Origin of the sequence: Pseudomonas sp. Irchel s3b5 (assembly GCF_900187435.1) — a bacterium.
Lineage (GTDB): Bacteria > Pseudomonadota > Gammaproteobacteria > Pseudomonadales > Pseudomonadaceae > Aquipseudomonas.
Genome location: NZ_FYDY01000005.1, coordinates 152,256 through 163,734 on the forward strand (window position 1 = coordinate 152,256; position 11,479 = coordinate 163,734).

Here is an 11,479-nt window from a genome sequence, read left to right on the forward strand (position 1 = left end):
GAGCGTGTTTTCCGATGATTGATCAACCCGCGGTGTGCCGCATCCATGTCGAGGCGCTGAACCCTGCCTTCGCGCCACAAGCCGAACAATGGGCCGAGCGCCTGGGCTTGCCGCTGCAAGTGGCTGACGGCGAGTTTGCCTTGCAGGTGGGCGAGCAGGGTTTGCAACTGCAACAGCTTGGGCCGGATGCGCCGGGGCCGGTGCGGGTGGACTTCGTCGAGGGCGGTGCGGCCCATCGCCGTTTGTACGGTGGCGGCAGCGGGCAGATGATCGCCAAGGCTGTTGGCGTCGCCCAAGGCGTGCGTCCGCGCGTGCTGGACGCCACGGCGGGGCTTGGCAAGGATGCGTTCGTGCTGGCCAGCCTAGGCTGCGAGATGAGCCTGATCGAGCGTCAGCCGTTGATTGGCGCCTTGCTGGAGGATGGCCTCGCGCGGGGTGCAGAAGATTTCGACGTGGCGCCGATCGTGGCGCGCATGCGGTTGCTCAAGGGCAATTCGATTGAGGTGATGCGCAATTGGGAGGGGGAGCCGCCGCAGGTGATCTACCTCGATCCGATGTTTCCGCACCGTGAGAAAACCGCGCTGGTGAAGAAAGAAATGCGCCTGTTCCGGCCGCTGGTGGGCGATGATCCGGATGCACCGGCATTGCTCGAAGCGGCACTCGCGCTGGCCAGTCACCGGGTGGTGGTCAAGCGGCCGCGCAAGGCGCCCTGCATTGAAGGGCCGAAGCCGAGTCATGCGCTGGATGGCAAGTCCAGTCGGTATGACATTTATCCGAAGAAGGCGCTCAAGCCTTAGGACCGAGTCGCCTTCATCGCTGGCAAGCCAGCTCCTACAGGTTTTGTGTCGGCCCCGGGATTTTGGAACACCTCGGACCCTGTAGGAGCTGGCTTGCCAGCGAAGGCGTCAGCCCGGACACCCTCAAACCATCAGGTTCGCTCAGGCCGATAAGCCCGCATAAACAACCCCACCACTTCCCGCACATGGCTCTCCGCCGCCTCACCCACCGGCGGCTCGCCGCAGCCGTACAGCAAACGAAAATTCCCCGCGCCCTTGAGCAGGCAGAAGAAGTGCTCGGCTGCGTTGTGCGGTTTGTCGATGCTCAACGCGCCGCTTTCGTCGATCTTGCTCAGCAAGCGCTCCATGCCATGCACCATGCGCTGGGGCCCGGCCTCGAAGAAGATCTGCGAGAGTTTCGGGTCCAGGCTGCCCAGGGTCATCATCAAGCGGTGCAGGTTCACCGACTCATCGCTGTTGATCAACTGATGGAAGCCGCGCGCGATGTTCAGCAGCACCGTTTCCACCGCCACGCCTTCCGATAATTCGAAAAACAGCGGTGGCAGTTGTTCTTCGCACTTGGCCACCACGGCGGCGGAGAACAGCGTCTCCTTGTCGTTGAAGTGGCTGTAGACCGTCAGCTTCGACACACCGGCCTCTGCTGCGACAGCATCCATGCTGGTGTTGGCATAACCCTTGGTCAAAAACAGCGTTTTCGCTGCGTCGAGGATCGCCTGGCGCTTGGCCAGATCCTTGGGGCGGCCTGGGCCATTGGGTGCTGAAAGATTGTTCGGCATATTCGCTTTTATTACTGGACTGGTGAGTTTGCTATTAATAACATACTCGCCAGTATAATTATTCCAAGCACCATTAGCGAAAGGTCCTTCACCATGTTCCGCTATGCCTTGCCCCTCGCGTTGCCGGTCAGCCTGGCATTTCTATTGACGGCGTGCGGTCACGAAGAAGCGCCGCAAGTCAGCATCCGTCCGGCCATGGTGGTTCAGCCAGAGCCGTCGGCGCAGGCGATGGAAAGCTATCCCGGTGAAGTCCGCGCCCGCTATGAGCCGGACCTGGCGTTCCGTATCGGCGGCAAGGTCAGCCGACGATTGGTCGACGAAGGGCAGCGGGTCAAGGCCGATCAGCCTCTGGCGGAACTTGATCCCCAGGACGTGCGCCTGCAACTGGAAGCCACGCGCGCCCAGGTCGCGGCCGCCGAGGCCAACCTGAGCATGGTGCGCGCCGAGCGTGATCGCTATAAAACGCTGATGGAGCGTCAGCTGGTCAGCCGCTCGCAGTACGACAATCACGAAAACCTTTACCGTTCCGGTGACGCGCGTCTCAAACAAATCAAAGCCGAATTCAACGTCTCGACCAATCAGGCCAGCTACGCCGTGCTGCGTGCGCCGCAGGATGGCGTGGTCGCCAAGCGTGCGGTGGAAGTCGGGCAAGTCGTCGCGGCCGGGCAAACCGTGTTTACCCTGGCCACCGACGGCGAGCGTGAAGTCTTGATCAGCCTGCCAGAGCAAAGCTTCGGTCGCTTCAAGGTCGGTCAGCCAGTATCAGTGGAGCTGTGGACGCAACCGGACCAGCGTTTCGACGGACGTATCCGCGAACTGTCGCCGGCTGCCGATCCCAAGTCCCGCACCTTCGCGGCGCGCATCGCTTTCAGTAGCGCCAAAGTGCCCGCCGAACTCGGCCAGAGCGCCCGTGTCTTTGTGCCGACCGCCGAAACCGTGGCCCTGTCGGTGCCATTGTCCGCGCTGACCGCAGAAGGCGGTGTGACCTACGTCTGGGTCGTCAGCGCCAACAACACCTTGAAGAAGACCCCGGTGCGGATCGGTGCCTTTGGCGAGAAAAACGTACCGGTGCTCGAAGGCCTCAACGCCAGCGACTGGGTCGTGGCCGCGGGTGTTCATGTGCTTCTGGACGGACAATCCGTGCGCCCGGTGGATCGCTCCAACCGCGTGGTCAATCTGGCCGACAAGGAGTAATCCCCGATGGGCTTCAATCTTTCTGCCTGGGCGCTGCGCAATCGCCAGATCGTCCTGTTCCTGATGCTCTTGCTGGCGATCGTTGGCGCACTTTCCTACACCAAGCTTGGCCAGAGCGAGGATCCGCCATTCACGTTCAAGGCCATGGTGATCCGCACCAATTGGCCGGGGGCGACTGCCGAGGAAGTCTCGCGCCAGGTCACCGAACGCATTGAAAAGAAACTGATGGAAACTGGCGAGTACGAGCGCATCGCTTCGTTCTCTCGCCCCGGAGAATCCCAGGTCACCTTCATCGCCCGTGACTCCATGCACTCGGTGGAGATCCCGGAGCTCTGGTATCAGGTGCGCAAGAAGGTCAACGACATTCGCCACACCTTGCCGCCAGGGATTCAGGGGCCGTTCTTCAACGATGAATTCGGCACCACCTTCGGCAACATCTACGCCCTGACCGGCGAAGGTTTTGACTACGCCGTGCTCAAGGATTACGCCGACCGCATCCAGATCCAGCTGCAACGGGTCAAGGACGTGGGCAAGGTCGACCTGCTCGGCTTGCAGGACGAGAAAATCTGGATCGAGCTGTCGAACGTCAAGCTCGCCACCCTCGGCTTGCCATTGGGGACGGTGCAGCAGGCGCTTGAAGAACAGAACGCGGTGTCCACGGCGGGCTTCTTCGAAACCAGCAGCGAGCGATTGCAGCTACGGGTGACGGGGAATTTTCGTACGGTCGACGAGATCAAGAACTTCCCGATCCGCGTAGGTGATCGTACGTTCCGCATCTCCGATGTGGCGGATGTGCGCCGTGGGTTCAACGATCCACCGGCGCCGCGTATGCGCTTCATGGGGGAAAATGCGATTGGTCTGGCTGTCGCCATGAAGGAGGGCGGCGACATTCTGGTGCTGGGCAAGGCGCTGGAAGGCGAGTTCGCCCGTATCCAGAAAAACCTCCCGATCGGCATGCAGTTGCGCAAAGTATCCGATCAACCGGCGGCGGTGAAAACCGGCGTTGGTGAGTTCATTCAGGTGTTGGTCGAAGCATTGGCCATCGTGCTGTTGGTGAGTTTCTTCTCACTCGGCGTGCGCACCGGCATGGTGGTCGCCCTGGCGATTCCTCTGGTGTTGGCGATGACGTTTGCCTGCATGTATTACCTTGGCATCGGCCTGCACAAGATATCCCTCGGCGCGTTGGTTTTGGCGCTGGGACTGCTGGTGGATGACGCGATCATCGCCGTGGAAATGATGGCGATCAAAATGGAGCAGGGCTTCGACCGGGTCAAAGCGGCGAGCTATGCCTGGACCAGCACCGCGTTCCCGATGCTTACCGGCACGCTGATCACCGCCGCCGGTTTCCTGCCGATTGCCACGGCGCAATCGGGCACGGGGGAGTACACCCGTTCGATCTTTGAAGTGGTGACCATCGCGCTGCTGGCGTCGTGGGTGGCCGCGGTGCTGTTCGTGCCTTACCTGGGGGAAAAACTCCTGCCGGACCTGGCGAAAATTCATGCGGCGAAACATGGTCCTGGTCAGCCAGACCCTTACGGAACACCGTTCTATCAGCGCGTCCGGCGTGTGGTGGAATGGTGTGTGCGCTGGCGTAAAACCGTGATCGCGGCGACCGTGGTGTTGTTCATTGCCTCCATCGTGCTGTTCCGTTTTGTGCCGCAACAGTTCTTCCCCGCGTCCGGCCGACTGGAGTTGATGGTCGACCTGAAACTCGCCGAAGGCGCTTCCTTGAGCAACACCGCCGAGGAGGTCAAACGCCTTGAAGCCTTGCTCAAGGACAAGGCCGGGATCGATAACTACGTGGCTTACGTCGGTACCGGTTCGCCGCGTTTTTACCTGCCGCTGGATCAGCAACTGCCTGCTGCGAGCTTCGCCCAGGTTGTGGTGCTGGCCAAGACCATCGAGGACCGCGAACCCCTGCGTGCGTGGTTGATCTCGACGCTCAACGAACAATTCCCGACGCTGCGCTCGCGGGTCACGCGTCTGGAAAACGGCCCGCCGGTTGGCTATCCGGTGCAGTTCCGTGTCACGGGTGAGCACATCGAGGAAGTTCGGGCCTTGGCGCGCAAAGTCGCGGCCAAGGTTCGGGAAAACCCGCATGTGGTCAACGTTCACCTCGATTGGGAAGAACCGAGCAAAGTCGTGTATCTGAACATCGATCAGGACCGCGCCCGGGCATTGGGCGTGAGCACGGCGAACCTGTCGAAGTTTTTGCAAAGCTCGCTGACCGGTTCCAGTGTCAGTCAGTACCGTGAAGACAACGAGTTGATCGAGATCCTGCTGCGCGGCACCGTGCATGAACGTACGGAGCTGTCGTTGCTGCCGAGCCTGGCCATACCGACGGACAACGGTCGCAGTGTAGCGTTGTCGCAGATCGCCACGCTGGAGTACGGCTTCGAGGAGGGCGTGATCTGGCACCGTAATCGCCTGCCTAACGTGACGGTGCGCGCCGACATTTATGACAAGGAACAGCCTGCAACGTTGGTGCAGCAGATCATGCCGACGCTTGATCCGATTCGCGCCGAATTGCCGGACGGGTATTTGCTGGATGTCGGTGGCACCGTAGAGGATTCCGAGCGCGGACAGAACTCGGTGAAGGCCGGGGTGCCGCTGTTCATCGTGGTGGTGTTGACGTTGCTGATGCTGCAACTGCGCAGTTTCTCACGCACGGCGATGGTGTTTCTGACGGCGCCGTTGGGGTTGATCGGGGTGACGCTGTTCTTGCTGGTGTTCCGTCAGCCGTTCGGGTTTGTGGCCATGCTCGGGACGATCGCGTTGTCGGGGATGATCATGCGTAACTCGGTGATTCTGGTGGATCAGATCGAGCAGGATATTGCTGCGGGGCTGAAGCCTTGGCAGGCGATTATCGAGGCGACGGTGCGGCGGTTCCGGCCGATTGTGTTGACGGCGCTGGCGGCGGTGCTGGCGATGATTCCGTTGTCGCGCAGTGTGTTTTTCGGGCCGATGGCGGTGGCGATCATGGGGGGGTTGATTGTGGCTACGGCGTTGACCCTGCTGTTTTTGCCAGCGCTTTATGCTGCGTGGTTTCGGGTTCGCAACGAGTCGGTTTGAGGGTTTGACCTTGGCGGCCTTCGGGCCGACCAGGTTCTTGGTTGATTGAGTACATATCCATTTCTGCGGTAATGGCCACTTATGGTTTCGCCCTTACGGCGAGTTCCTTTTGGCAAACGCGGTACGTGTCAAGGTACCTGTCGCCTTGCTCCTACAGTTGTTAGCCCGTTGCGCCCTTAATTGCAGGGCGTTCTGGGTTTAAATACACCGCATCTGCCAGTTTCCAGTTGCGTGTCCGAGTACTCCAGCGACTCGGATTAGCTTCCCTGGCATCCTCATAAAGTGCTGCTCTAGCTTGTAATAGAGCCGTCGCTTTGCCTTCGTGTCGCTCGTTTGGCGTCACGTATTTCAAGGCGCTGTGTCGGTGATCTTCGTTGTACCACTCGATAAATTTCTGCACCCAAAGCCTTGCATCAGTGACCGTATCAAATGGTTGATCCGGCCAAAGCGGGCAGTATTTTGCAGTGCGGAAAAGTGCCTCCGCATAGGCGTTATCATTGCTCACCCTTGGCCGGCTAAAAGACGGCTCTACGCCCAGGGCCACCATGCTTTCACGTAACAAGGAGCCTCTCATAACGTGGCCGTTATCCGAGTGCAACACAAACGGACGACCCGCAGTATGCTCACGCAAACATCCCTTTCTAAGCAGCTCACAGGCGTGTTCGGCACATTCCACCTCATGCACTTCATTGGCGACGAGCTTGCGGCTGTAGACATCCTTGACCATATACCAGTAGAAAAAACGACCTCTGACAGTGCTGGGCAACCAAGTGATGTCCCAACACCACACCTGATTGGGAGCGTCAGCGCGATGCGTCGTCAGTACCCTGCGTTTCGGGGCTTTGGTTCGGCCGCGACGCACGTTTTGGTTAGCGGCTTTTAACACACGGTAAAACGTCGACTCCGACGCCAGATAGATACCTTCATCGGCCAGTTTCGGGACGATTTGGTGCGGGGTGAGGCTGGCGTAGCCAGCCTGATTGGCAGCGGCAAGCACCGCTTGGCGCTCCGTATCACTGAGCTTGTTAGCCGGAGCTGCCCGCTGAGCCAGTTGTCGTCCGTCACAGTCAGCGTGTCGCCAGCGTTGAACTGTGCGCAGGCTCAGCCCCAGCTCATTGCAGGCTCGGTATCGACGAGCGCCATTTAGCACCGCGTCTGCTATCAACTTCATGGCTTGCGTACGATCAGAGGCGTCGATCAGTCTTCCTTGTCCTTGCCCCAGATCGCATTGGCTTTTTTTCTGAGATCCAGCAAGGCCTCCGCCTCCGCACGTCCGGCATCAGACTGGATCAATTGACGTTCAAGTATTTTGATACGCCGCTGCTCAGCCGTCTTAGAGGTTCGAGAGTTGAGGTCAACGACCGGATTGGCGTTCTGGCATGCCATTCGCCACTGCTGGATTTGCTCAGGGTAAATTCCCTTGATTCGGCAATACTGAGAGATCTCCACCTCGCTCAACGGCGCCGTTTCCATGACAGCATTGAACTTATCAGTGCTAGTCCATTGGTCACTGGTCTTGCCGTTTCCCGGAACGATCAAGCCTTTATCTCTAGCCATTTGTCTCCAGTTTCGCAGCGACTGTGGCGTGAGATTGAGCGCGACGGCAAGTTCTGCCACTGATCGATTGAGGGGCGGCATCATTTGCAAAACGACCCAGTCTTTGAAGTCGTTGTCGTAGCGTTTGCCTAGGTTGGACATTGTTGTGCACCTTCGCCCTCTTGAATGATTGAGTCAATCAACAAGGGCGACAGGTAGCCTGACACTGAGGGAACGCCCCAAAAGGAACCAAAAGGTCTCGCCCCTGACGTTCGGTGCCTCGCCCAGGCTCGGCATGCCCTCGCTCCGGTCCTGCTCCGTGGGCCCGCCGCCATCGGCCATCCATGGCCGGGGGCGGCTAACCCGGCATCCATGCCGGGTTGCCCACTACGCAGAACCTCCTCTCGGCCTCTCGAGGGGGCGGGTGGATCAGGATCAAAAGCTGCAGGCGAGCTAACGCTCGGCCTGATGAGTGGTGAGGAGCTTGGGTGTACGCTGCTCTGCTTTGCTCTTCTGTAGGAGCGAGCCTGCTCGCGAAAAATGTAAGAGCAACGCGCTCCTACAGGTTTTTGTGGTGTGGCCAGAATCGCATGTACACCGCGCATCCCCGTAGGAGCAAGCTTGCTCGCGATGGCGGCCTGACAGTCAACGATGTTCGTCGATCCAGATCAAACATTCAGACCCTTCCCACAAGACGTTCAACTTGCCCGTCAGAAACATGATCTCTAGCCTGTGACCCACTACGCAGAACCTCCTCTCGGCCTCTCGAGGGGGCGGGTGGATCAGGATCAAAAGCTGCAGGCGAGCTAACGCTCGGCCTGATAAGTGGTGAGGAGCTTGGGTGTACGCTGCCCTGCTTTGCTCTTCTGTAGGAGCGAGCCTGCTCGCGAAAAACGTAAGAGCAGCGCGCTCCGTCAGTCAGCCCGCGTCATCGTTAACGACCATCGCGAGCAGGCTCGCTCCTACAGGTTTTGCATGTACACCGCGCATCCCCATAGGAGCAAGCTTGCTCGCGATGGCGGCCTGACAGTCAACGATGTTCGTCGATCCAGATCAAATAATCAGACCCTCCCCACAAGACTTTCAGCTTGCCCGTCAGAAACACGATCTCTAGCCTGTGACCGTCGCTGCCAATTCAGTGACCGGGACTGCAAGCCCGCCAATAGTTTGTTAGGCGCCTACAGGCGCACCTATAATCGTGGCGCTTTTTAGCGACCACCGATTTATGGTGGCTGTGTGCGGGAGATCTTCGGGTCTGCCGAGGTTGCCTAACGACTCGGTCTTGCAGACCTGCACACAGCTGCCACCCATCATCTGCAAGTGATGCTGGCTGCTCCAACTTTCGTTAGGAGCTTCACAATGATAAAGCCCAGCCCAAATCCCCCAGAAAAAAATCCTGAGCAGTCCGAAGACACTACCGTTCGCCCCTGCCCAATCTTCACCATCCGCCCAGGTGTCGATTCTGAAACCCTCCTTGTCCATGCCTACGAAACCCTCGCCTCGGCGAATGTGATGGCAACTGAGCTGTCGTCCTTCCTGAATGGCCCGACGTGCAATCTGGCGCTCGGCATTCAGCAGATGATTGTCCTGGCGCAGTTGTCGGTGAACGGCGTGTTGGACCAATTGGAAGAAAAGCAGTAGCACCACAAAAAGCCCGCTGAACCTGGACCGGCCAGCGGGCATTCTTTGTTCCTACATTGATCTCGGACCGGTCTGATATTGAGGCTGCAAAGCTCAGGTGTTGTACTCAGACCCCGGTTCCACACCCGTTTGAGACAGCACCATGAAAACTCCACCCACCTTGTTGGGCCGGTCCGATCCGGTGTTCGATCGGCTGTTGCGCTCGCCCCACAAGGAACGACTTTCGGACTACCTGGCTTTGCTCAAGCCACTGGACGTTCAAGGGCGTTATCTGCCTTTTGATGCTTTGCGTCGTCGCTGGGCGCCGGGTCTGGATTCGACGTTGTGCTGGGCCTTGGTCAAGAAAGCGCGAGCTGCACAGTATTCGAGACTGTTGCCACTGGGTGAGCCGGAGCGCTGGCTGCAATTGCTGCTGACGCCGTTGGCGCAAAAAGCCATTGATCGTCAGGCCACCACCGCAGTGTTGGAATACATAGCCGGCCAGATCGGCGAGCGCGCGCATTTCAGTTATTGGCTCAATGACCTGATCGAAGACGAGGCCATCAGCAGCAGCCAGCTCGAAGGCGCAGCCACAACGACGCGGGTGGCCAAGGACATGCTTAAGCGCCATCGTTTGCCGCGTACGCCGGATGAGCGAATGGTCATCGGCAACTTCAAGATGATGAACGTTGCCTGGGAGCAGCGTTACGAGCCGCTGAGCGTTGAGCTGATCGCAACCCTGCACCGAGTGGGTGTCGAGGGTATCGATGATTCGCAGTACTCGCCTGGCGCCTTCAGGAGCAACGATGATGTCGTGGTCCAGGATGGCGAGGGCAACACCGTGCATTCACCGCCACCTGCGGCAGGGCTCGTGTCACGTTTGCAGGCGCTGGCGAAGTGGATGAACCAGTCCCACAACAACCCCCATCAAGCGGACTACCTTCATCCGTTGATCAAAGCCATCGCGCTGCATTTTGTATTGGGTTACGAGCATCCTTTTCGCGACGGCAATGGTCGGGTGGCGCGGGCGTTGTTTTACTGGTTCATGTTCAAGAATGACTTTTCGGCGTTCCGCTACATCGCCATCAGTGTTCTGTTGCGCAATGCGCCGTTGAAGTACGGACGATCGTATTTGAATACCGAAGCGGATGACCTGGACCTGACCTATTTCATCGAGTTCCAGTGTTCGGTGGTGCTGCGGGCTGTGGGCAGTTTTACCGAGGCGTATCGGAAAAGTCTCGACGATGCGCAGCAGTTTGATTGCTGGTTGCGGGCCAGTGGTTTTCTCGACCGACTCACAGAGAAACAGCGAACCTTGTTTCAAGTGGCCAGGAGCGGAATGGCCAAGGAGTTCACGGCGGTCAATGCGAGCGAGAATCTGGGCTGTTCTTACCGCATGGCGTCGGCCACCCTGAATGGGCTGGTCGCGTTGAAGTTGTTCGAGAGGCGCAAGATGGGGCGCGAATGGGTGTTCTTTTTACGTCCGCAGCAGGCAACCTGATGCCCGTAGGAGCGAGCCTGCTCGCGATTGCGGTACATACATGAGCCAACATCAATGCTGACGCATGAGGCCTCATCGCGAGCAAGCTCGCTCCTACATGGGGGCGTGTTTAGAGCGTACCAAACACCTTCTTCGCCAAACTGGTCGCCGCAGCCGCCGGGTTCTGGCGGATGGTTTCTTCCTGTTTACCGATCATTTCAAACAAGCCATTCAACGCCTGCTCGGTGACGTAGTTTTCGACGTTGGCGCTCTTCGCATCTACCACGCCCATGGTCGCCGCTTGCCCTGCGAACGAGTTGTACTGCTGGACGAGGCCCACCTGGTCGGTGGCTTGTTTGACGATGGGCAGGAATTTGGCGCGGATCTGTTCGCGGCTGGTCTTGTTCAGGTACTGGGTGGCCGAATCGTTGCCACCGCTGAGGAGGCCCTTGGCATCTTCCACGGTCATTTTCTTCACGGCGTCCACGAGGATCGGCTGGGCCTGGATCACGGCGGTTTCCGCCGCTTTGTTCATGCTGGCTTCCAGCTCATCGACCTGATCACCCATGCCGAACTGTTTCATTTTGCTGGCGACTTTGCCCAACTTGCCCGGCAGTTCGATTTTTACATCCGGGTTGTTGCTGAAACCACCTGGCGTACCCAGTTGTTTAACAGCCAGTTGCGCGCCTTGGGTCAGGGCGTCCTTGAGTCCGCCGGTGGCGTCTTTCTGTGACAGGTCGGTCAGTGCCAATGCCATGGCGTTGGCACTGATCATCAAGCCTGCGCACAGGCCGGCAAAGCGAAGGGTAGGGCGGAGCATGAGAGCTTCCTTGTTCGAAGGATGAATTTAGCGGACTGCCGTCGACTTCAATACGCGTGCTGAAAGAGTAGCGATGACCCGGTTTGTCCTGGGCCGGATCGTAACTCAGATGGAATGGCAGGGGCACCTGGCCTTTGACCGGGCCTTTCTGTTCATCGAGCACGATCGCAGGCTCGCTCCCTCA

General features: G+C 58.9%; 8 protein-coding genes and 1 pseudogene. 5 read left to right on the top strand and 4 right to left on the bottom strand.

Features of this window, described 5'->3' with window-relative positions:
* Positions 1-14 precede the first annotated feature (14 nt).
* Positions 15-797 carry a class I SAM-dependent methyltransferase gene (locus CKW15_RS07915; protein ID WP_095061703.1) on the top strand — a complete coding sequence of 261 codons (783 nt, stop codon included), beginning with the start codon at positions 15-17 and terminating at the stop codon, positions 795-797.
* A 131-nt stretch (positions 798-928) separates the two neighbouring features.
* Here CKW15_RS07915 and CKW15_RS07920 read toward each other — a convergent pair whose 3' ends face one another.
* Positions 929-1,573 (bottom strand): TetR/AcrR family transcriptional regulator, encoded by a 645-nt coding sequence (locus CKW15_RS07920; protein WP_095151999.1) that lies wholly within the window; start codon positions 1,571-1,573, stop codon positions 929-931.
* Positions 1,574-1,666: 93 nt separating this feature from the next.
* Here CKW15_RS07920 and CKW15_RS07925 point away from each other — a divergent pair, with 93 nt between their 5' ends.
* Together CKW15_RS07925 and CKW15_RS07930 are read left to right on the top strand one after the other, a co-directional pair.
* Entirely contained in the window at positions 1,667-2,767 is a 1,101-nt protein-coding gene (locus tag CKW15_RS07925; protein ID WP_095152000.1) for an efflux RND transporter periplasmic adaptor subunit, read from the top strand.
* A 6-nt stretch (positions 2,768-2,773) separates the two neighbouring features.
* Positions 2,774-5,839, top strand: coding sequence for an efflux RND transporter permease subunit (locus CKW15_RS07930; protein WP_095152001.1), 3,066 nt, complete (start codon positions 2,774-2,776; stop codon positions 5,837-5,839).
* 160 nt (positions 5,840-5,999) lie between these two features.
* Here the strand turns inward: CKW15_RS07930 and CKW15_RS07935 are convergent.
* Positions 6,000-7,537, bottom strand: a protein-coding gene (locus CKW15_RS07935) for an IS3 family transposase (protein WP_095152002.1) whose coding sequence is annotated in 2 segments (ribosomal slippage) — positions 6,000-7,069 and positions 7,069-7,537 — 1,539 coding nt in all. Because the reading frame shifts where the segments join, the coding sequence is not laid out codon by codon here.
* A 1,197-nt stretch (positions 7,538-8,734) separates the two neighbouring features.
* Here CKW15_RS07935 and CKW15_RS07940 point away from each other — a divergent pair.
* Entirely contained in the window at positions 8,735-9,016 is a 282-nt protein-coding gene (locus tag CKW15_RS07940; protein ID WP_095152003.1) for a DUF6124 family protein, read from the top strand.
* A 142-nt stretch (positions 9,017-9,158) separates the two neighbouring features.
* Positions 9,159-10,496, top strand: coding sequence for a Fic family protein (locus CKW15_RS07945; RefSeq protein WP_095152004.1), 1,338 nt, complete (start codon positions 9,159-9,161; stop codon positions 10,494-10,496).
* Between the two features lie 109 nt (positions 10,497-10,605).
* Here CKW15_RS07945 and CKW15_RS07950 read toward each other — a convergent pair whose 3' ends face one another.
* Together CKW15_RS07950 and CKW15_RS07955 are read right to left on the bottom strand one after the other, a co-directional pair.
* Positions 10,606-11,295 (bottom strand): DUF4197 domain-containing protein, encoded by a 690-nt coding sequence (locus CKW15_RS07950; protein WP_095152005.1) that lies wholly within the window; start codon positions 11,293-11,295, stop codon positions 10,606-10,608.
* Between the two features lie 13 nt (positions 11,296-11,308).
* A pseudogene (locus CKW15_RS07955) lies at positions 11,309-11,467 on the bottom strand (YbaY family lipoprotein); the annotation flags it as partial.
* Between the last annotated feature and the right edge of the window lie 12 nt (positions 11,468-11,479).